Below are 21,192 nucleotides of genomic sequence, written 5' to 3'. Positions count from 1 at the left end.
TCAGGCTCCGGTGGCTACGAGCACGGCGGCGACGGCCAGCACCACGGAGCCGGCGAGCAGGGCGCTGAGGTAGGTCTGCACATTGCCGGTCTGGGCCTTGCGGACGGCCGCGCCGAGCAGGCCGGGGGCGGTGCCCGCGCCGCGGACGTAGGTCTCGACGACCTCGCGGTCGAGGAAGTGCGCGAGCCGGGCGGCGCCGCGCACGGGCCGGACGAACAGGGCGTCGTAGACGGCGTCGAGGTGGAAGCCGGCCGCGGCGTGGCGGTGCAGGGGGCCGAGGAGGAGACGGCCGGGGTCGGCCGGGTCCTTCGCGGAGGCGATGTTCCCGTAGACGGCCTCGTGGGTGGCGATGGCCTCCTCCTCGGAGACGGCCGGGGAGGCGCCGGGGTCGGCGGCGACGGCGCCCATGGGGGTGCGGGCGGCGAGCGCGGCGGTGCGCCGCCAGGCCCCGTAGGTGAGGAGGCCGCCGACGAGTGCGGCGCCGGTGCCGAGGACGGAGGTGGTGAGGGTCGGGGTGAGGGAGTGCCCGTCGAACCAGTCGGGGAGCTTCCAGGCGGCGAGGCCGAGCCCGAGGGCGGGGACGAACAGCACCCAGAGGACGGCGTTCATGGCGACCGGTTCGCGGCCGTGCGCGGGGGCCTCGGGGCCCTTGCCGCGGAATGCCAGCAGCCACAGGCGGGTGGCGTAGGCCGCGGTGAGGAGGGCGGTGAGGAGCCCCGCGGCGAGGACGGTCCAGCCGGCCGCGCCCGGGATGCCGGGGGTGTCGCCGCTGGCGGCGTGCTCCGCGGCGCCGAGGACGGCCTCCTTGGAGAAGAAGCCGCTGAAGGGCGGGATCGCGGCGAGCGCGAGGAGGGCGACGGTCATCGTCCAGCAGGCGTCGGGGACGCGCTTGGCGAGCCCGCCGGTCCTGGCCATCGCGGCCAGCGAGTTCGTGCCGGCCGCGTGGATGATCACGCCTGCCCCGAGGAAGAGGAGGGCCTTGAACGCGCCGTGGGTGATGAGGTGGAAGACGGCCGCGTCGCGGTTGCCCACGGCGAGGGCGCCGGTCATGTAGCCGAGCTGGCCGACGGTCGAGTAGGCGAGGACGCGCTTGATGTCGTCCTGGGCGAGCGCGGCGAGGGCCGAGCCGGCCATGGTGACGGCGGCCGTCACGGCGAGCACGACCAGGGCCGCGGCGGAGGCCGCGAAGACGGGCAGCAGCCGGGCGATGAAGTAGACGCCGGCGGCGACCATCGTCGCGGCGTGGATCAGCGCGGAGACGGGCGTGGGGCCGGCCATCGCGTCCGGCAGCCAGGTGTGCAGCGGGAACTGCGCGGACTTGCCCGCGACGCCGGCGAGGAGCAGCAGCGCGATCAGCGTGGGGTGGGCGAGGTCGCCGGAGACGGCGGCGGTGAGGATGCCGTTGATCCGGAACGTTCCGGCGTCGGCGGCCAGCGCGAGGATGCCGATCAGGAAGGGGACGTCGCCGAGCTTGGTGACCAGGAAGGCCTTGAGGGAGGCGGCGCGGGCGGCCTCGGTCTCCCAGTAGTGGCCGACCAGGAAGTACGAGCAGATGCCCATGATCTCCCAGCCGACCAGCAGCACCATCAGGTCGCCGGAGTAGACGACGAGCAGCATGGCGGAGGTGAAGAGGGAGACGAGGGCGGCGTAGGAGGGGTAGCGGGGGTCGTCGCGCAGGTAGGCGGTCGAGTACAGCTGGACGCAGGACGCGACGACGCCGACGAGGACGGCGACGAGGACGGCGAAGCCGTCGAGGTGCAGGGCGAGGTCGATCGGGACGGAGCCGGTCGGGGTGAGCTCGACGGCGGCGTCGATCGCCTCCTCGCCGGTGCCGCCGCCCTGCCGCCAGGCGACGACGACGGCGAGGACGGCCGCGGCGACGGTCGGCAGCACGGCGAGGGGCCGTACGAAGCCGGGGGCGCGGCGGCCGAGCAGGAGGCCCGCGACGGCGCCGAGGAAGGGCAGCAGCGGGACGAGGACGGCGGTGGTCGTGGTCGTCATGCGGCGGCCTCCGCCTGGTGCTCGCGGTCGGCGGGTTCGGTGCGCTGCCCGCTCTCCGCGAGGTCGCGGAGCCGGTCGACGTCGGCGGTGCCGCGGTTGCGGTGGACGAGCAGCACGATCGCGAGGCCGATGCCGATCTCGGCGGCGGCGATGGCGATGGTGAAGAGGGTGAGGGCCTGTCCGGCGTGGAGCTCGTCGCGCAGCCAGACGTCGAAGGCGACGAGGTTGAGGTTGACGGCGTTGAGCATGAGCTCGACGGACATCAGGACGAGGATGGCGTTGCGCCGGGCGAGGACGCCGTAGAGGCCGGTGCAAAAGAGGAGCGCGGCGAGGACGGCGGGGTAGACGAGATGCATCAGCGCTGCTCCCCGCTCTTGCGCCGGGAGAGGACGATCGCGCCGACGAGCGCGGCCAGCAGCAGGACGGACAGCGCCTCGAAGGGCAGCACCCAGTGCCGGAAGAGGAACTCGCCGGTGACCTTGGTCGAGCCCTCCCCGGCGGCCGCGGCGCCCTCCAGGTCGATCCACGTCGCGCGGAAGGCGTCGGTCACCACCCAGACGAGGGCGGCGGCAGCGGCGACGGCGACGCCGAGGGCGGGCCATCGGTTGCCGGAGTCGGCGTCCGGGGAGCGGCCGATGGGGGCCTTGGTGAGCATCAGTCCGAAGAGCAGCAGGACGACGACGGAGCCGACGTAGATCAGCACCTGCACCCAGGCGATGAACTCGGCCGTGAGGAGGAGGTACTCCACGGCGAGGCCGCCGAGGGTGACCACCAGCCACAGGGCGGCGTGCACGAGCTGCTTGGTGGTGACGGTCACGAGGGCGGCGCCGAAGGTGACGAGGCCGACGAGGAGGAAGGCGACCTCGACGCCGGTCGGGGAGAGGAAGCCGTGCGCCTTCGCGGCGAGCGCGGTGGTGCCGTGCGCCTGGGCGGCGAGCGCGGTGAGGCCCGTGCCGGTCATGCTTCTCCCTCCTTCTTCTCCTGCTGCTCCTGGGCCGCGGCCGCTTCCTGGGCCGCCAGCTTCTCGGCGGTCTTGCGGGCCGCCGCGATCTCCTTGGGCTCCTCGGCCGCGGGGTCGAGCGCGGGCGGCTCGGGGACCGTCCACATCCACTCGCGGAGCTTGTCGCGCTCGTGGGTGAGGTCGTGGATGTCCGTCTCGGCGTACTCGAACTCGGGGGACCAGAAGAGCGCGTCGAAGGGGCAGACCTCGATGCAGATGCCGCAGTACATGCAGAGCGAGAAGTCGATCGCGAAGCGGTCGAGGACGTTCCGGCTGCGCTCGCGGCCGCCGGGGGCGGCCGGGGGCACGGTCTCCTTGTGGGAGTCGATGTAGATGCACCAGTCGGGGCACTCACGGGCGCACAGCATGCAGACCGTGCAGTTCTCCTCGAACAGGCCGATGACCCCGCGGGTGCGGGGCGGGAGCTCGGGCTGGACGTCCGGGTACTGGGCCGTGACCGTGCGCTTCGTCATCGTCCGGAGGGTGACGGCGAGGCCCTTGGCCAGGCCGGAGCCGGGGAACGGGGACACTACTGGATCACCACCTTGACGACGCCGGTGAGCGCGATCTGCGCGAGGGAGAGCGGGATGAGGACGGTCCAGGCCAGCTTCTGGAGCTGGTCCTCGCGGAGCCGCGGATAGGTCACGCGGAGCCAGATGACCACGAAGGCGAGCAGGGCGGCCTTGAGCAGCGTCCACAGCCAGCCGAGGCCGTCGGCGCCGAACGGGCCGTGCCAGCCGCCGAGGAAGAGGACCGTGGTCAGGCCGCACAGGACGACGATGCCCGCGTACTCGGAGAGCAGGAAGAGGGCGAAGCGGAGGCCGGTGTACTCGGTGTACGCGCCGAAGATGATCTCGGAGTCGGCGACCGGCATGTCGAAGGGCGGGCGCTGGAGCTCGGCGAGGCCGGCGATGAAGAACACCACCCCGCCGACGATCTGCCAGGGGACCCACCACCAGTGGAAGGCGTCCACGATGCCGGGCAGGGACACCGTGCCGGCGGCCATCGCGACCGAGGCGGCGGTGAGCAGCATCGGAAGCTCGTAGGCCATCAGCTGGGCGGCGGTGCGGAGGCCGCCGAGCAGCGAGAACTTGTTGGCGGACGCCCAGCCGGCCATCAGCGAGCCGAGGACGCCGACGCCCATGACGGCGAGCACGAAGAAGATGCCCGCGTCGACGAACTGCCCGACGGCGTTGCCCGGACCGACCGGGATCGCGACGAGGACGAGGAGGTAGGGCAGCAGCGCCACGGCGGGCGCGAGCTGGAAGATCCGCCGGTCCGCGCCCGCGGGGACGACGTCCTCCTTCTGCGCGAACTTCACCCCGTCGGCGACGAGCTGGGCCCAGCCGTGGAACCCACCGGCGTACATGGGCCCGAGGCGCCCCTGCATATGGGCCATGACCTTGTGCTCGGTCTGCCCGATCGCGAGCGGCAGCACGAGGAAGACGACGAACACGGCGAGGAGGCGCAGGACGACGTCGAGAGTGTCGCTCATGCGGGGTCGCCTCCGGCGGGGGTGTCGTCTTCGGGGGTGCCGTGTGCGGCTTTGCCGCGGGTGGGGTCGGTGGGGCCGGCGCCGGGGCCGGGCCCGGCCGGGGGCGCGGCGGGCTCGTCGGCGGGACCGCCGGGTTCCGCGGGGGCGGCGGTGCCGGCACCGGCCGGGGGCTCGGCCGGGGCCTGCGGCTCGGCGCCGGGCCTCGCGGGGGCGGGCTCGGCGGCCGGGGGCGCCGGGGCCGTGGCGGGGCGGGGCTCGGCGGACCGGGCGCCCGCGCCCGTACCGGAGTCCGGTGCGGCGGCCTGGCTCTCACGGGTGTGAGGTGTCTGCGGCTCGGCGCCCGGGACGGCACCGGCCGGGGACTCGCCGGACCCGGCCGCCGGGACTTCCGGTGCCGTGGCCGGCTCGGCGCCGGTCGGAGACGCGGCGGGCCCGGCCTCGCGGGCGGCGGGGGCCTGCGGCTCGGCGCCGGACCCTGCCTCGGCCGGGGGCTCCGGCGTCGAGGCAGGGCGAAGCTCGGCGGACCGGGCGGCCTGGTCCCCACGGATGTCAAGCGCCTGCGGCTCGGTGGCCGGAGCGGTGCCGGTCGGCGACTCGGCCGGCTCGGCCTCGCGGGCGGCGGGCGGCTCGGCGCCGGACCCCGCCTCGGCCGGGGGCTCCGGTGTCGTGGCGGGGCGGGGCTCGGTGGGTTCCGGCTTGGCTTCCGGGGCCGGGGGCGTGGGGGGCTTTGCCGGGGGGTTCTCGTCGAAGGCCGGGCGGGCGTGGTGCCAGGGGGCGTCCGAGGAGGACGGGGCCGGGCGGGTACGGGCGGGGCGCGGCTGGTCCGCCGCGGCCTGCTGGTCCGCCGCGGCCTGCTGGTCCGCCTCGATCGGCTGGTCCGCCTCGATCGGCTGGTCCGCTGCTGTCTGCCGGCCAGCCTGGTTCGGCTGGTCGGCCGCGGGCTGCCGGCTCGCGGAGCCCTCGTTCACGCCGCGGTTGCGGCGCGGACCGGCCACCGGGGCAGGCGCCTGCTGGCTCGCGGAGCCCTCGCTCGCGCTGCGGGTACGGCGCGGCGCCGGCTCCGCCTGGCTCGCCGAGCCCTCGCTCGCACTGCGCGCGCGCCGGGCCGGGGCCGCCGCCCCTTCCGTCTGGCTCGCGGAGCCCTCGCTCACGCTGCGGGTACGGCGCGGCGCCGGCTCCGCCTGGCTCGCCGAGCCTTCGCCCGTCGTGCGGGTGCGCCGGACCGGGCGGTCGCCCGCCGGGCGGGCCGCTCGGGCCGGGCGGGCGGGGGCCGGGGGGAGCTGGCCCTTGAGGGGGCCCCACTCGTTGGGGTCGGGGACGCCGGGCGGGAGCATCTGGCGTCGCTTCGGGCCGCCGTGCTCGGACTCGCCCGGTTCCTTCGCGCCCGGCCACGCCTTCGCGACCCGCGCCGCCAGGACGAAGTCCTTGCGCAGCGGGTGGCCCTCGAAGCCCTCCGGGAGCAGCAGCGGCGCGGGGTCGGGGTGCCCCTCGAACTCCACGCCGAACATCTCGCGCGTCTCGCGCTCGTGCCACGCGGCCCCGGCGTAGACGCCGATCGCCGTGGGCAGGACCGGCGCGTCGTGCGGCACGGTGGTCCGTACGATCAGCCGCCGCACGCCCTCGCCGGCCGTGCCCGGCAGCGCGGCGACGTGCGCGCAGACGCGGAAGCCCGTGCCCGGCTCGTCGACGGCGCTCAGCCAGTCGAAGAAGGTGCAGCCGAGCGTGGTGCGCGCCGTCTCCAGCGCGGCGATCCACGCCCCGGCGGGTACGTCGATCGTGAGGAGGTCGTAGGCCTCCGCCGCGCTCGCGCCCTCGCCGAAGAGCTCCGTCGCCGGGTGCGGCAGCCAGCCGACGGCCGGCTCGGCCACGGGCGGCGGAGCGGGAGTGTCGGCAGAGGCAGAAGAAGAAGAAGCAGCGGACGGCTCGGGAGTGGACCCGTCGGCGGTCCCGGCAGCGGCGGACGCGGGTGTCCCGGCCTCAGCCCCCGCAGCGGCCGGCTCGCCGGACGCGGGTGTCCCGGCACCAGCCCCGGCGGGCTCCGCGGCGGCCCCTGGCTTCGCGGTGTCCGGCCCGGCGGCCCGCGCCCCGGCCTCACGCCCGTCGGCGGACCCGGCGGACCCGGCGGACCCGGCGGCCCCCGCCGACTCGTCCCTCGGCTCGCTCATCGGCCCGTCTCACCGCCCGGCGCAACGCCCGGCTCGCCGCCCGGCACCGGCGGCGGCGTCACCAGCCCGCTGCGCAGCGCCGCCGTGGACGCGCCCGCGCCCCCGCCGGAGGCGTACCGCTCGCCCAGCGACTCCTTCGCGATCTTCTCCTGGAGCTTGAGGATGCCCTGGAGCAGCGCCTCCGGCCGCGGCGGGCACCCCGGCACGTAGACGTCGACCGGGATGATCTGGTCCACGCCCTTCGTCACCGAGTACGAGTCCCAGTACGGGCCGCCGCAGTTCGAGCAGGCCCCGAAGGAGATGACGTACTTCGGCTCGGGCATCTGCTCGTAGAGCCGCTTGACCGCCGGCGCCATCTTGTCCGTGACCGTCCCCGAGACGATCATGAGGTCCGCCTGGCGGGGACCCGGCGCGAAGGGGATGACGCCGAGGCGGATGAAGTCGTGCCGGGCCATGGACGCGGCGATGAACTCGATCGCGCAGCAGGCCAGGCCGAAGTTGAAGACCCACAGGCTGTAGCGGCGGCCCCAGTTCAGGACCACCTTCATGGGTTCGGGCGCGAGCCGGGACAGCACTCCGAGGCGGCGCGGCTCGGGCAGGTCCACGGGGGGTGCCGGGGGTGTCACGTCCACTCCAGGACGCCCTTCTTCCATGCGTACAACAGACCCACGGCCAGGAAGCCGAGGAAGATGAACATCTCCACGAGCGTCGCGCCGCCGAATCCGGGCGCGGCGAAGACCGTCGCCCAGGGGAACAGGAAGATCGAGTCGACGGCGAAGATCACGTAGAGGAAGGCGTAGACGTAGTAGCGGATCTGGGTGTGCGCCCAGCCCTCGCCGACCGGGTCCACGCCGCACTCGTACGTCAGGAGCTTCTCGGGCGTCGGCACGACGGGCCGCAGCAGCCGGCCGGCCGTGAAGGCGACGGCGACGAAGAGCACGCCGACGACCGCGAGCAGGCCGACCACGGAATAGCTGTGGAAGTAGTCCGCCGCGATGTGGACACCGGCCTCCGGCACGTCCGCCCCTCGCTCCCTGTCCCGCGTGTTCGACGATCTGTACGCACGGGAGTCTAGGCCCTGGTGGGGTTATCCCCACCCCTCACCACCCACGGCCCCCATGGCGGCGGCCCACTCCGGCCATGCAGGCTTAGGGCTATGACCGCCAGCAGTATGACCGGAAAAGCCGCGAAAAGCGCGGCCGGCCGTGGCCTCCCCCGGGGTCCGCACGGCGCCTCCGCCCAGGACGGCGGCGACCGCCTGCCGCCCGCCCGCTTCGCGTTCGACGCCCGGACGTGGCGGGAAGTGGCGTACCTGCTGCTCGATCTGCCGATGGGGCTGCTCGGCTTCGTCTACGTGGCCGTCTGGCTCTACGCGGGCGTCCTGCTCGCGGTCACCGTCGTCGGGCTGCCGATGCTGGCCGCCGGTCTGCTGGGGATGCGGGCGCTGGGCCGGTGGGAGCGCCGCCGGGCGCGGTGGCTGCTGGGGGTGCGGATCGACGAGCCGAGCCCGCTCTCGCGCCAGCGCCGCAACGCCGGATTCTTCGCGTGGGTGTGGACGGCCCTGAAGGACCCGGTGGCGTGGCGCGGCACGCTGTACGCGTTCATCCGATTGCCATGGGGCGTTCTCACTTTCGCGCTCACGCTGGTCTCGCTGTTCGTCGCCTGGCCGGTGCTGGGTCATCTGGCGCGGGCCATGTCGAACGTGGACCGGGCGATGGTGCGCGGTCTGCTCAGCCCGTCCAGCGAGCTGGAGCGGCGGATCGCCGAGCTGGAGGAGGACCGCGGCGTGGTCGTGGACACGGCCGCCGCGGACCTGCGCCGCATCGAGCGCGATCTCCACGACGGCGCCCAGGCCCGGCTCGTCGCCCTCGCCATGGGCCTGGGTCTGGCGAAGGAGAAGCTGCTGGAGGACCCGGAGGCCGCGGCCCGGATGGTCGACGAGGCGCACGGCGAGGTGAAGCTCGCCCTCCAGGAACTCCGCGACCTCGCCCGCGGCATCCACCCCGCCATCCTCACCGACCGCGGCCTCGGCCCGGCCCTGTCGTCGGTGGCCGGGCGGTGCACGGTGCCGGTGGCGGTCACGGCGGAGCTCGGGGAGCGGCCGGCGGCGGCGATCGAGGGCATCGCCTACTTCACCGTCTCGGAGCTCCTCCAGAACGTCAGCAAGCACAGCCGGGCCCGCTCGGCCGAGGTCGAGGTGTGGCGGAGCGGGAAGCGGCTGCTGATCCAGGTGCGCGACGACGGGCGGGGCGGCGCGTCCACGGAAGGCGGCAGCGGGCTGGCCGGGCTCGCCGAGCGGCTGGGCTCGGTCGACGGGCTGCTCGCCGTGGAGTCGCCGGCGGGCGGGCCCACCGTGATCACGGCCGAGCTGCCGTGGCGGGACCGCGCGGCGGGCTGAACCGGCCGCACGCACCCCGGGGGGTGGGGACAGCCCTACCCCCGGGACACCGACGCGCTCCATGGTCCGCGGCGCCGCCGTCGGCGAGCCTTGAGGCATCGAGCGGCGCACACGACGCGGCCGGACACGGCCGCACGCGGTCAAGGAGATCGGACGAGGAGATGGCCATGGATCACGGACAGGCGACGGCACCCCGGGCCCACCGGGTGCCCGCCGTGCTGCGCGCACCGCTGGAGGGCCGCACCTGGCGTGAGTTCCTCCATCTCCTGCTCAGCCTTCCGATCTCGGTGATCGCCTTCTCCTTCGCGATCACCATGGTGTCGACGGGCGTCGGACTGCTGATCACCTTCCTCGGTGTACCGGTGCTGGCCGGGGCGCTCGCCGGGGCACGGGCGCTGGGCGCGGTGGAGCGGGCGCGGGCGCGGGGGCTGCTGGGCCTGGAGGTCGCCGAGCCCGAGCCCGTACGCCCCGCCAAGGGCCGCGGCGGGCCGATGGCCTGGATGACGGCGCTGCTCAAGAGCGGCACGTCCTGGCGGCACCTGCTCTACGCGCTGGTGCACATGCCGTGGGCCGTCGCGGCGTTCTGCGTGTCGCTGACACTGTGGGCCGTCGGCTGGGCGGTGTTCCTCTACCCGCTCTACGCGTGGATGTACCCGGCGTACTGGGGGCAGCCGGGCATGCAGGTGTACGGCGACGCCGACGGCACCGCCCTCTACCTCGACAACCCCTTCGAGATCGGGGTCACCAGCGCCGCCGGTCTGGTCCTGGTCCTGGTCACCCCGTGGATCATCCGCGGCATGGCGTACGTGGACCGGATGCTGGTCGTGGGCCTGCTCGGGCCGTCCCGGCTGGCGACCCGGGTGTGGGAGCTGGAGGAGGACCGCGGCGTCGTCGTGGACACCGCCGCCGCCGACCTGCGCCGCATCGAGCGCGACCTGCACGACGGCGCCCAGGCCCGGCTCGTCGCCCTCGCCATGGATCTCGGTCTGGCGAAGGAGAAGCTGGAGGAGGACCCGGAGGCCGCGGCCCGGATGGTCGACGAGGCGCACGGCGAGGTGAAGCTCGCCCTCCAGGAACTCCGCGACCTCGCCCGCGGCATCCACCCCGCCATCCTCACCGACCGCGGCCTCGGCCCGGCCCTCTCCGCGCTGGCCGCGCGGTGCACGGTGCCGGTGACGGTCGAGGTGGACCTGCCGGCCCGCCCCGCGGCGGCGATCGAGGGCATCGCCTACTTCACCGTCTCGGAGCTCCTCCAGAACATCAGCAAGCACAGCCGGGCCCGCTCGGGGCGCGTCGACGTGTGGCGCTCGGGGCAGCGGGTGATGCTCCAGGTGTCCGACGACGGGCAGGGCGGCGCGTCCACGGAGGGCGGCAGCGGGCTGGCCGGCCTCGCCGAGCGGCTGGGCTCGGTCGACGGGCTCCTGGTGGTGGACTCCCCGGCGGGCGGCCCGACCACGGTCACGGCCGAGCTCCCCTGGCGCGGCTGAACCCCGGCGACGGGCGCCGGGCGGGCGGGAACCCCGCCCGCCCGGCGCTCGCGGGCACTCCGCGCGGAGCGCGGCGAAGGGCCCGCGCACCCGCCGCTCCCCACACCCCGCCCCGATTGCTGCGATGCTGGGAAGGTTGCAGCGAGAACCGGCGGACGCCGGGACAGGGGGCCGGAGGTCGTGATCGTGGAAGACAGGGTGCGGGTCGTCATCGCCGAGGACTCGGTGCTTCTCCGGGAGGGCCTGACCCGGCTCCTGACGGACCGTGGCCATGACGTCGTGGCCGGCGTCGGCGACGCGCAGGCGCTGCTCAAGGCCATCGCCGAGCTCGCCGCCGAGGGCGCCCTGCCGGACGTGGTCGTCGCGGACGTGCGGATGCCCCCGACCCATACCGACGAGGGCGTCCGGGCGGCCGTCCAGCTGCGCCGGGAGCACCCGGAGCTGGGCGTGCTGGTGCTCTCGCAGTACGTGGAGGAGCAGTACGCCACCGAGCTGCTGGCCGGCAGCAGCCGGGGCGTCGGCTATCTGCTGAAGGACCGGGTGGCCGAGGTCCGCGAGTTCGTGGACGCGGTGGTGCGCGTGGCGCGCGGCGGCACGGCCCTGGACCCCGAGGTGGTGGCGCAGCTGCTGGGCCGCAGCCGCAAGCAGGACGTGCTGGCCGGGCTGACGCCCCGGGAGCGGGAGGTCCTCGGTCTGATGGCCGAAGGAAGGACGAATTCCGCCATCGCCCGCCAGCTGGTGGTCAGCGACGGTGCCGTCGAGAAGCACGTCAGCAACATCTTCCTGAAGCTTGGGCTTTCCCCTAGTGACGGGGATCACCGCCGGGTGCTGGCCGTGCTGACGCACCTCCGGTCATGATCCACTGCCGGGTCGCCCGGCCGTGGAAGGTGTCCAGGTCGGAGGGGTCCGCCGGGCGCGCGGCCGGGAAAGGCCTAGAACCAAAGGACTAGTGGGGGACGTCTTCCCATCGAAGGCCCGTACGACCGTAAAAACCCACATTTTCCGGATATAAAGCCGCTGCTTCCTCGATTCGATCTTCTGATCCATCCCAGGTAGGCGACCCTTACCCACGTACGATGGCCCTGGGTAAGCCGGTCGGCACCACCGTGTGCGCGCCGCCGCCATGAGGGAGGTCCGAAGCAGTGACCAGCCAGGTCAGTAGCCCGGCCGAACAGGCCGAACCAGCCGAGCAGCCGGGTGGGGTCGCCCCGCCCACGGCGGAGCGGGACACAGCGCTCCTCGCCCCCCGGCGCGACCCCGCGGAGGGGTCCGGCGCCAAGGAGGTGCGGAAGCTCGAGCGGGTGATCATCCGGTTCGCGGGGGACTCGGGTGACGGCATGCAGCTCACGGGCGACCGTTTCACCTCGGAGACCGCGTCGTTCGGCAACGACCTGTCGACCCTGCCGAACTTCCCCGCCGAGATCCGCGCCCCCGCCGGAACCCTGCCCGGCGTCTCGTCCTTCCAGCTCCACTTCGCCGACCACGACATCCTCACCCCCGGCGACGCCCCCGACGTCCTGGTGGCCATGAACCCCGCCGCCCTCAAGGCGAACATCGCCGACGTCCCCCGCGGCGCCGAGATCATCGTCAACACCGACGAGTTCACCAAGCGCCCCATGGCCAAGGTCGGGTACGCCACCTCCCCGCTGGAGGACGGCTCCCTGGACGCCTACCGCGTCCACCCGGTCCCGCTGACGACGCTCACGATCGAGGCGCTCAAGGACTTCGGCCTGTCCCGCAAGGAGGCCGAGCGCAGCAAGAACATGTTCGCCCTCGGCCTGCTGTCGTGGATGTACCACCGGCCCACGCAGAACACCGAGTCCTTCCTGCGGAAGAAGTTCGCGAAGAAGCCCGAGATCGCCGAGGCGAACGTCGCGGCCTTCCGGGCCGGCTGGAACTTCGGCGAGACGACCGAGGACTTCGCCGTCTCCTACGAGGTCGCGCCGGCCTCCGCCGCGTTCCCCATGGGCACGTACCGCAACATCTCCGGCAACCTCGCCCTGTCCTACGGCCTGATCGCCGCCGCCCGCCAGGCGGACCTGCCCCTCTACCTGGGCTCGTACCCGATCACCCCGGCCTCGGACATCCTGCACGAGCTGTCGAAGCACAAGAACTTCGGCGTCCGCACCTTCCAGGCCGAGGACGAGATCGCCGGCATCGGCGCCGCGCTCGGCGCGGCCTTCGGCGGCGCGCTGGCCGTCACGACCACCTCCGGCCCGGGTGTGGCCCTGAAGTCGGAGACCATCGGCCTCGCGGTCAGCCTCGAACTCCCGCTGCTGATCGTCGACATCCAGCGCGGCGGCCCCTCGACCGGCCTGCCGACCAAGACCGAGCAGGCCGACCTGCTCCAGGCGATGTACGGACGCAACGGCGAGGCCCCCGTGCCCGTCGTCGCGCCGCGCACGCCCGCCGACTGCTTCGACGCGGCCGTGGACGCGGCCCGCATCGCCCTGACCTACCGGACGCCGGTGTTCCTGCTGTCCGACGGCTACCTCGCCAACGGCTCCGAGCCCTGGCGGGTCCCGGAGGTCCACGAGCTGCCCGACCTGCGCGTGCAGTTCGCGACCGGCCCGAACCACGAGCTCGCCGACGGCACCGAGGTCTTCTGGCCGTACAAGCGCGACCCGCAGACCCTCGCCCGCCCGTGGGCGGTCCCGGGCACGCCGGGCCTTGAGCACCGCATCGGCGGCATCGAGAAGCAGGACGGCACGGGCAACATCAGCTACGACCCGGCCAACCACGACTTCATGGTCCGCACCCGCCAGGCCAAGATCGACGGCGTCGACGTCCCCGACCTGGACGTCGACGACCCGCACGGTGCGAAGACCCTGGTCCTCGGCTGGGGTTCGACCTACGGCCCGATCACCGCGGCCGTCCGCCGCCTGCGCACCGAGGGCGTCCCCATCGCCCAGGCCCACCTGCGCCACCTCAACCCCTTCCCGAAGAACCTGGGAGAGGTGCTGAAGCGGTACGACAAGGTGATCGTCCCGGAGATGAACCTCGGCCAGCTCGCCACGCTCCTCCGCGCGAAGTACCTGGTCGACGCCCACTCGTACAACCAGGTCAACGGCATGCCGTTCAAGGCCGAGCAGCTCGCCACGGCTCTCAAGGAGGCCATCAATGACTGAGGCGCTGAAGCTGGTGCCCAAGGCCGAGGCCAAGCAGTCCATGAAGGACTTCAAGTCGGACCAGGAGGTGCGCTGGTGTCCCGGCTGCGGTGACTACGCCATCCTCGCCGCCGTCCAGGGCTTCATGCCCGAACTCGGCCTCGCCAAAGAGAACATCGTCTTCGTCTCCGGCATCGGCTGCTCCTCCCGCTTCCCGTACTACATGAACACCTACGGGATGCACTCCATCCACGGACGCGCGCCCGCCATCGCCACCGGCCTCGCCTCCTCCCGCCAGGACCTCTCCGTCTGGGTCGTCACCGGCGACGGCGACGCCCTCTCCATCGGCGGCAACCACCTCATCCACGCCCTCCGCCGCAACGTCAACCTCAAGATCCTGCTGTTCAACAACCGGATCTACGGGCTGACCAAGGGGCAGTACTCCCCCACCTCCGAGGTCGGGAAGATCACCAAGTCGACGCCGATGGGCTCCCTCGACGCGCCCTTCAACCCCGTGTCGCTGGCGATCGGCGCGGAGGCCTCCTTCGTGGCCCGCACGGTGGACTCCGACCGCAAGCACCTCACCGAGGTCCTGCGCCAGGCCGCCGAGCACCCCGGCACCGCCCTGGTGGAGATCTACCAGAACTGCAACATCTTCAACGACGGCGCCTTCGAAGCCCTCAAGGACAAGGAGCAGGCCCAAGAGGCCGTCATCCGCCTCGAACACGGACAGCCCATCCGTTTCGGCTCGGACAACACCAAGGGCGTCATCCGCGACCGGGCCACCGGTGACCTCCACGTCGTCGAGGTCACCCCCGGGAACGAGGCCGACATCCTGGTCCACGACGCCCACGCCGCGTCCCCGACCACCGCCTTCGCCCTCTCCCGCCTCGCCGACCCCGACACCCTCCACCACACCCCCATCGGCGTCTTCCGCAGCACCGAGCGCCCCGTCTACGACACCCTCATGGCCGACCAGCTCGAAACCGCCGTCGAGCAGAAGGGCAAGGGCGACCTCGCCGCCCTCCTCGCCGGCAACGACACCTGGACGGTCGTCGGCTAGCCGACGCGTAAGGGCCCCTGCGGAACACAGCACGGCCGGTCACCCGGGAGCGGGTGCCCGGCCGTTCGCATGCGCGCACCCCGCCCGGCACCCGGCACCCGGCCGCCTCCGGCGCACCTCCCGCGTGACCGGCCGCGCGATGTCATGACCGTCATTCGATACGGACATGACACCGCCCGGTGAGCGGCGCTACCTTCGCAAGGTCGACGTCGCCCCGCCCTCCGGGAGGAACCCGTGCTGCCGCCGCCCACCCCTCGCAACGAGACCCGCACAGGTCTGCTCTGCGCGGTCGCCGCCTATACGATCTGGGGCCTCTTCCCGCTCTACTGGCCCCTGCTGGAGCCGACCGGAGCGGTCGAGATCCTGGCCCACCGCATGGTGTGGTCGCTCGCCGCCGTCCTGGTCGTGCTGGCCGTGACGCGCCGCTGGAACTGGATACCCGGGCTGCTGCGGCAGCCGAAGCGGCTGGGGATGGTCGCGCTCGGCGCGGTCCTCATCTCCACGAACTGGGCCGCCTACATCTGGGCGGTGAACTCCGGACACGTCATCGAGGCGTCGATGGGGTACTTCTTCAACCCGCTCGTCAGCATCGCCGTCGGCGTGCTCGTCCTGCGCGAGCGGCTGCGGCCGGCGCAGTGGACCGCGGTGGGCGTCGGCGGCGCCGCGGTCGTCGTGCTGGCCGTCGGCTACGGCAAGCTGCCGTGGGTCGCGCTGACGCTGGCGCTGACCTTCAGCGCGTACAGCCTGGTCAAGAAGAAGGTCGCGCTGGGCGGGCTGGAGTCGATGGCCGCCGAGACGGCCGTGCAGTTCCTGCCCGCGCTGGGCTTCCTGCTCTTCCTCGGCGCGCAGGGGAGGAGCACCTTCACCGCCACCGGCCCGGGGCACGCCCTGCTGCTGATGGGCACCGGTGTGATCACCGCGCTGCCGCTGATCTGCTTCGGCGTGGCGGCGGTGCGGCTGCCGCTGTCGGTGATCGGGATGGTGCAGTACCTCACCCCCGTCTTCCAGTTCGTGCTGGGCCTCGTCGTCTTCCACGAGGCGATGCCCGCCGAGCGGTGGGCCGGCTTCGCGCTGGTCTGGCTGGCGCTGGCGCTGCTCACCTGGGACGCGGCGCGTACGGCCCGGAGTGCGCGGGCGCGGCTGCGGGACGCCCGGGACAAGGCGGAGGGCGTACGGGACGGCGGGGCGGCCGGCGGAACGGACTCCCCGGCGCAGCCCGCCGAGGAGCCCGAAGCGGACGCCGTCGCCAAGTAGGGCCGGGAGAGGGCGGAGCAGGCCCGACGCGGGGTCCGGGCGCGGGGTCCGGGCACGGGCCGGGCGCAACTTTTAACCCAGAAGTCACAACTGCCCCAGCCAGCACAGAAGTCACAGCTCAGAGCCGGTGCGGGACCGCCCGATATCCGGAAAGCGGTGTCCCGTGTCCGAAATCCGCCCTTGACGCACCTTCGGGCCGCCCCCAACATCATGGCCACGTCAAATGGAGTTGGGAGCCCCCCATGCTTGAGCTCACCGGACCAACCCTGCCCCGAAGATCTCGCGCCGTGGCCCTCCTGGCCACCGGCGCGGCTCTCACCGCGACCCTGCTCGGCGCGGCCTCCGGCACGGCCCTGGCGGAACCCACCGCCGCCAAGGCCCCCGCCAAGGCCGCCGCCGCGCCCGACATCTCCCTCGCCAACGTCAAGGCGCACCTGTCCCAGCTCCAGTCGATAGCCTCCGCCAACGGCGGCAACCGCGCGCACGGCCGCAGCGGCTACAAGGCGTCCATCGACTATGTGAAGGGCAAGCTGGACGCCGCCGGGTTCACCACCAGCGTCCAGCAGTTCACCTCCGGCGGCAGCACCGGCTACAACCTCGTCGCCGACTGGCCGGGCGGCGACGCGAGCCATGTGCTCTTCGCCGGCGCCCACCTCGACTCGGTCTCCGCCGGGCCGGGCATCAACGACAACGGCTCCGGCTCGGCCGCCGTCCTGGAGACCGCCCTCACCGTGGCCCGCGAGGGCTACAAGCCCGGCAAGCACCTGCGCTTCGCCTGGTGGGGCGCCGAGGAACTGGGCATGGTCGGGTCGCGGTACTACGTCAACAACCTGCCCGCCGCCGAGCGCGCGAAGATCGACGGGTATCTGAACTTCGACATGCTCGCCTCGCCCAACCCGGGCTACTTCGTCTACGACGACGACCCGACGATCGAGGGCGTCTTCAAGACCTGGTTCGCCGGCAAGAACATCTCCACCGAGATCGAGACCGAGGGCGACGGCCGCTCCGACCACGCCCCGTTCAAGAGCGCGGGCATCCGCGTCGGCGGGCTGTTCAGCGGCGCCGAGACCCGTAAGTCCGCCGCGCAGGCCCAGAAGTGGGGCGGCACCGCGGGCCAGGCGTTCGACCGCTGCTACCACTCCTCCTGCGACAGCACGTCGAACATCAACGACACCGCGCTCGACCTCAACAGCGACGCCATCGCGCACGCCGTGTGGACGCTGAGCGGCGGCACGACCAACCCGGGCGGTACCTCCTTCGAGAACGCGGCCGACGTCGCGATCCCGGACGCGGGCGCGGCCGTGGAGTCGTCGATCGCCGTCACCGGCCGCACCGGCAACGCGCCCTCGGCGCTCAAGGTCGGGGTCGACATCAAGCACACCTGGCGCGGTGACCTGGTCGTCGACCTGGTCGGGCCGAGCGGGCGCGCGTACCGGGTGAAGTCGTCCAGCGGCAGCGACTCGGCGGACAACGTCATCGACACGTTCACGGTCGACGCCTCGGCGGAGACGGCGAACGGGACGTGGAAGCTGCGGGTCCAGGACATCGGGGCGCAGGACACGGGGTACATCGACAGCTGGAAGCTCACGTTCTGAGGGGAGCGGGGCTCCGCCCCGGACCCCGGTCCGCACACGCCGGACGGGCTGAGAAGCAGCCCGTCCGGCGTCATGCCGTGACGTCCTTCGTCGTGAACCGGGCCCACGCCGCCGAGCCGAAGACCGCCGCGTACAGCGCCTGGAGACGGAAGTTGTCGAGCAGCTGGTCCCAGTAGACCGGCTGGCGCAGGACGTCCGCGAAGCTGAGCCAGTGGTGCGGGAAGAGATACGGCTGCACGGCGTCCAGCTGCGGGAACTGGTCGACGATCTGGGCCGTGATGAGCAGGCCCACCGTGGTGGCCATGGCCGCGATCCCGCTGTTGGTGAGCGTGGAGACGAACAGCCCCAGGGCCGCGATGCCCACCAGGGACAGCGCCACCGCGCAGGCGACGGCCAGCGCCCGCAGCAGCCCCTCGCCGAAGGACACCGTCGTCCCGCTGAGCAGGGTGACGTCGCCGAGCGGGAAGAGCAGCGCCCCCACCGCCAGCGCGGAGAGCGCGACCACCATGGTGGCGGCGAGGCAGAAGACCAGCGTCGAGACGAGCTTGGCGAGCAGCAGCCGCGTACGGCCGGCGGGCGCGACCAGGAGGTAGCGCAGGGTGCCGGAGGCCGCCTCCCCGGCCAGCGAGTCGCCCGCGACCACCCCGACGGCCATCGGCAGGAAGAAGGGCAGGGTCGCGGCGAGGGAGGTGAAGACCAGGAAGAGGCCGTTGTTGGTGACCTGGCTGAGGAACGCCGGGCCCCCGCCGCCCTGGCCGACCGTGCCGCCGTCGCCGGTCTCGACCTTCACGGCGATGCCGACGAGGACGGGCACGGCCGCGAGCACGCCGAGCAGGGCGAGCGTCCGCCAGCGCCGGAACACGGTGCCGATCTCGCTGCGGAACAGGGACAGCTGCCGGAGCGGATGCGCGCCCCGGCCGACCGCCGGGGCGGCACCGGGGAGCGGCCCGGCCGGGCGCTCCGTACGATCGGGACTCCGCTCAGCCCGCGACATCGAAGCCCTCCCCCGTCAGGGCGACGAACGCGTCCTCCAGCGAGGCCCGCTCCTGCCCGAAGGCCCGCACCCGGACCCCGGCGCCCACCAGCGCGGCATTGAGGTCGGCGAGGTCGGGGGCGCCCTGGGCGGGCAGTTCGCCGGTGACGCGGTCGAAGGCGGCCACGAGGTCGGTCACTCCGTGCTCCTTGAGGATCCGGACGGCGTCCGCGGTGTCGGGGGTGGTGACGGCCAGCCGACCGCGGGCCGAGGCGGCCCGCCCGGCCAGCTCGGCGACCGTGCCCTGGGTGAGCAGCCGCCCCTGGGCCATGACGGCGGCGTGGGTGCACACCTGCTCGATCTCGTCGAGGAGGTGCGAGGAGAGGAAGACGGTGGTGCCGTCGGCCGCGAGCTCGCGCACCAGGGTGCGGATCTCGCGCATGCCCTGCGGGTCGAGGCCGTTGGTCGGCTCGTCCAGGACGAGCAGCTCGCGCGGCCGGAGCAGGGCGGCGGCCAGGCCGAGCCGCTGCTTCATGCCGAGGGAGTACGCGCGGGCCTTCTTGCCGGCCGCGGCGACGAGGCCGACCCGGTCCAGGGCCGCGCCGACCCGGGCCGCGCGGGTGCGGGGATCGGCGGTGGGGTCGGCGGCGTCGAAGCGCACGAGGTTGTCGCGGCCGGAGAGGAAGCCGTAGAGCGCGGGCCCCTCGATGAGCGCGCCCACCCTGGGCAGCACCCGGCGGGCCGCGCGCGGCATGGGCTCACCGAGCACCTCGACGGTGCCCGAGGTCGGTTCGATCAGGCCCATGGCCATCCGGATGGTGGTGGTCTTCCCCGAGCCGTTGGGGCCGAGGAAGCCGAAGACGCTGCCACGCGGCACCCTCAGGTCCAGCCGGTCGACGGCGAGCTGCCCGCCCCGGTAGCGCTTGGTGAGCCCGCGGGCCTCCAGCGCGGCGCCGCCCGGCGGCACCCGGCCGGCCGGGGCCGGGGCCGCGGCGGGCCCTTCCCCCGGCGCGCTCGCCGGTCCCTCGCTCCGCGCGGGCAGCTCCTCCACCGGGGTCCCCTTCCGTCTTCCGGCCGTACGACGCCTTCCGCCGCCCGGCAGCGGGGCCACCGGGCGGCGGGGGCGGGCGGGAGTCCGTCTACTTGGCCGCGGCGATCAGCGCGTCCTTGGTGACCGCGCCCACGTACACCTCGCCGTCGTCCGTGATCAGGGCGTTGACGAGGCGGGTGGAGAAGACCTGGCCCGAGCCGAAGGAGCCCGAGACCTTGCTGCCGAACTTCTCGAACAGGCCACCGGCCGGGGCGCTCTTGCCCGCGCTGCCCGCCTTGCCCGCGGGCTTGTCGGCCGGCTTGAGGTCCTTGGGCACGGAGAAGTGCGCGATGGACGCCCAGTCCTTGCCGAGGATGTCGAGGCCGGGCGCCTGGGAGAGACCCGAGAGGCCGGAGAGGTCGGGCATCCCCTCGGCCTGGTGCGCGGCGCGGCCCTCCAGGTCCTTGTCCTCGGTGACCTTGGCGCCCTTCGGCGGGGTGAAGTCGAAGGTGCTCGCGCTCGGCTTGCCGAAGTCGACCTTGGTGAAGGCCGCGTCGACGACCGGCTTGCCGCCGCTCTTGGCCGAGAGCGTGAACTTCAGCGGCGTGCCCGTCTTCGCGTCCACCGCGATCCGCACGGCGCCGACGGTCGACTCGGCCGCCTTCGGCTTCACGGTCAGCTGGTAGGCGTCCCGGCCGGCCACCTTGGCCGTGCCGTCGACCGCCACGGAGGTCGAGTCGCCCACGGCGTCGAGGGCCTTCTTGGCGAGCTCCTGCGGGGAGGCGCCGCGCAGTTCCTCGGGCGCCTTGCCCTTGCCGCCCTTGCCGTCCTTCGCGCCCTCGCCGGCGGGCGCGGTCGAGTGGTGGACGGTGTTGCTGCCGCTGTCGTACGCCCAGACCTGGTCGCCGTTGCGGATCAGGCTGTACTCGGCGGCGCGCTCGACGATCGACAGCCGCTGCTTGTCCGGGCCGTCGACGGCGACGCGCAGCGTGTGCGTACCGGTGGCCAGTTCGGCGAGCTTGGCCTGCGGGGAGGCGTCCGAGCCCCCGCCGCCCTTGCCGTCCTTGCCGTCCTTGCCGCCCTCGCCGAGCGAGATGCCCGACGGCAGCGACGGCAGACCCAGGTCGGTGCTGAACTTCACCGAGCCGGAGAGCTGCTGGACGTCCGACTTCGCGACCTTGGCGATCAGCTCCTCCGCGCTGATCTTCGGCAGGTCGGGGTCACCGCTGCTGGCCAGCGCGGAGCCGATCCCGATCGAGGCGGCCGCGATGCCGGCGACCGCGACGGGCACGGCGTAGCGGACGGCCTTACGGCGGCCCCGCGCGCCCGGTATGCCCGAGGCGGAGTCCCCGGACCCCGCGTTGTCCTGGTGCGCTTCGTTCCGTGTCATCTGCTCTACCTCCGTCGTCGGCGGCGGCCGTCACGCGTCCTGCACTCGCCCACCCCCCAGGCTCATTGTGGCCCGGCCGCTCGGTGGTGGAACGGGGAACCGGAGGTTTTTCCCCGGCTCATGACGCTCTCGATTCCACCAAACCCCACCCCGCCGGGTCATCAGCCGACGGGATCAAGTCCGCGTACCTCTCGGGTATGACGCCCCTTAAGGGGGCGCCACCCGGACGGGGGA

General features: G+C 73.4%; 18 protein-coding genes. 7 read left to right on the top strand and 11 right to left on the bottom strand.

The features are described from left to right. From SMD11_RS18720 to SMD11_RS18685, 8 genes are all read right to left on the bottom strand, one after another. Positions 1-2,001, bottom strand: coding sequence for an NADH-quinone oxidoreductase subunit L (locus tag SMD11_RS18720; protein ID WP_087927538.1), 2,001 nt, complete (start codon positions 1,999-2,001; stop codon positions 1-3). Beyond that, the gene (gene nuoK / locus SMD11_RS18715; RefSeq protein WP_087927537.1) at positions 1,998-2,357 is read right to left on the bottom strand and encodes an NADH-quinone oxidoreductase subunit NuoK; all 360 of its coding nucleotides are present in this window, start codon (positions 2,355-2,357) and stop codon (positions 1,998-2,000) included. The genes SMD11_RS18720 and nuoK overlap by 4 nt, the downstream gene beginning before the upstream one ends. Continuing rightward, positions 2,357-2,962, bottom strand: a complete 606-nt coding sequence (locus SMD11_RS18710) for an NADH-quinone oxidoreductase subunit J (RefSeq protein WP_087927536.1) — start codon at positions 2,960-2,962, stop codon at positions 2,357-2,359. The genes nuoK and SMD11_RS18710 overlap by 1 nt, the downstream gene beginning before the upstream one ends. Continuing rightward, the gene (locus SMD11_RS18705; protein ID WP_087927535.1) at positions 2,959-3,531 is read right to left on the bottom strand and encodes a NuoI/complex I 23 kDa subunit family protein; all 573 of its coding nucleotides are present in this window, start codon (positions 3,529-3,531) and stop codon (positions 2,959-2,961) included. The genes SMD11_RS18710 and SMD11_RS18705 overlap by 4 nt, the downstream gene beginning before the upstream one ends. After that, positions 3,531-4,496 (bottom strand): complex I subunit 1/NuoH family protein, encoded by a 966-nt coding sequence (locus SMD11_RS18700; protein ID WP_087927534.1) that lies wholly within the window; start codon positions 4,494-4,496, stop codon positions 3,531-3,533. Before SMD11_RS18700 ends, SMD11_RS18705 begins: the two co-directional genes overlap by 1 nt. Then, the gene (locus SMD11_RS36440) at positions 4,493-6,364 is read right to left on the bottom strand and encodes an NADH-quinone oxidoreductase subunit C (RefSeq protein ID WP_234366087.1); all 1,872 of its coding nucleotides are present in this window, start codon (positions 6,362-6,364) and stop codon (positions 4,493-4,495) included. The genes SMD11_RS18700 and SMD11_RS36440 overlap by 4 nt, the downstream gene beginning before the upstream one ends. A gap of 293 nt (positions 6,365-6,657) precedes the next feature. Then, positions 6,658-7,314 carry an NADH-quinone oxidoreductase subunit B gene (locus SMD11_RS18690; RefSeq protein ID WP_283164915.1) on the bottom strand — a complete coding sequence of 219 codons (657 nt, stop codon included), beginning with the start codon at positions 7,312-7,314 and terminating at the stop codon, positions 6,658-6,660. Next, a complete protein-coding gene (locus tag SMD11_RS18685) occupies positions 7,284-7,679 on the bottom strand; it encodes an NADH-quinone oxidoreductase subunit A (protein WP_087927533.1) in 396 nt (131 codons plus the stop codon). Before SMD11_RS18685 ends, SMD11_RS18690 begins: the two co-directional genes overlap by 31 nt. A 138-nt stretch (positions 7,680-7,817) precedes the next feature. On the opposite strand from SMD11_RS18685, the gene SMD11_RS18680 reads away from it, so the two are divergent. The 7 genes from SMD11_RS18680 to SMD11_RS18650 all read left to right on the top strand — a co-directional run bounded on the left by SMD11_RS18680 (position 7,818) and on the right by SMD11_RS18650 (position 17,565). Beyond that, a complete protein-coding gene (locus tag SMD11_RS18680; protein ID WP_418952455.1) occupies positions 7,818-9,059 on the top strand; it encodes a sensor histidine kinase in 1,242 nt (413 codons plus the stop codon). A 161-nt stretch (positions 9,060-9,220) separates the two neighbouring features. Continuing rightward, positions 9,221-10,546: a sensor histidine kinase gene (locus tag SMD11_RS18675; RefSeq protein ID WP_087927531.1), complete on the top strand. Its 1,326-nt coding sequence runs from the start codon at positions 9,221-9,223 to the stop codon at positions 10,544-10,546. A 198-nt stretch (positions 10,547-10,744) separates the two neighbouring features. Next, positions 10,745-11,404 (top strand): response regulator transcription factor, encoded by a 660-nt coding sequence (locus SMD11_RS18670; protein ID WP_283164979.1) that lies wholly within the window; start codon positions 10,745-10,747, stop codon positions 11,402-11,404. Between the two features lie 284 nt (positions 11,405-11,688). Continuing rightward, positions 11,689-13,674 (top strand): 2-oxoacid:acceptor oxidoreductase subunit alpha, encoded by a 1,986-nt coding sequence (locus SMD11_RS18665; RefSeq protein ID WP_087927530.1) that lies wholly within the window; start codon positions 11,689-11,691, stop codon positions 13,672-13,674. Beyond that, positions 13,667-14,716 carry a 2-oxoacid:ferredoxin oxidoreductase subunit beta gene (locus SMD11_RS18660; protein ID WP_087927529.1) on the top strand — a complete coding sequence of 350 codons (1,050 nt, stop codon included), beginning with the start codon at positions 13,667-13,669 and terminating at the stop codon, positions 14,714-14,716. Before SMD11_RS18665 ends, SMD11_RS18660 begins: the two co-directional genes overlap by 8 nt. A 234-nt stretch (positions 14,717-14,950) precedes the next feature. Continuing rightward, positions 14,951-15,970 (top strand): EamA family transporter RarD, encoded by a 1,020-nt coding sequence (rarD, locus tag SMD11_RS18655; protein WP_418952454.1) that lies wholly within the window; start codon positions 14,951-14,953, stop codon positions 15,968-15,970. Between the two features lie 242 nt (positions 15,971-16,212). Then, on the top strand, positions 16,213-17,565 hold the full coding sequence (locus SMD11_RS18650; protein WP_087927528.1) for a M28 family metallopeptidase: 1,353 nt from the start codon (positions 16,213-16,215) through the stop codon (positions 17,563-17,565). A 70-nt stretch (positions 17,566-17,635) separates the two neighbouring features. Here the strand turns inward: SMD11_RS18650 and SMD11_RS18645 are convergent, their stop codons facing one another. The 3 genes from SMD11_RS18645 to SMD11_RS18635 form a co-directional block, all read right to left on the bottom strand. Continuing rightward, positions 17,636-18,559, bottom strand: a complete 924-nt coding sequence (locus tag SMD11_RS18645) for an ABC transporter permease (protein ID WP_087927527.1) — start codon at positions 18,557-18,559, stop codon at positions 17,636-17,638. Beyond that, entirely contained in the window at positions 18,546-19,589 is a 1,044-nt protein-coding gene (locus SMD11_RS18640; protein WP_418952453.1) for an ATP-binding cassette domain-containing protein, read from the bottom strand. Before SMD11_RS18640 ends, SMD11_RS18645 begins: the two co-directional genes overlap by 14 nt. 88 nt (positions 19,590-19,677) lie before the next feature. Next, positions 19,678-20,958 (bottom strand): LolA family protein, encoded by a 1,281-nt coding sequence (locus SMD11_RS18635; RefSeq protein ID WP_234366086.1) that lies wholly within the window; start codon positions 20,956-20,958, stop codon positions 19,678-19,680. Positions 20,959-21,192 lie beyond the last annotated feature (234 nt).

Origin of the sequence: Streptomyces albireticuli (assembly GCF_002192455.1) — a bacterium.
Classification (GTDB): Bacteria; Actinomycetota; Actinomycetes; order Streptomycetales; family Streptomycetaceae; genus Streptomyces; species Streptomyces albireticuli_B.
This window is presented reverse-complemented; position numbering and strand designations above follow the sequence as displayed.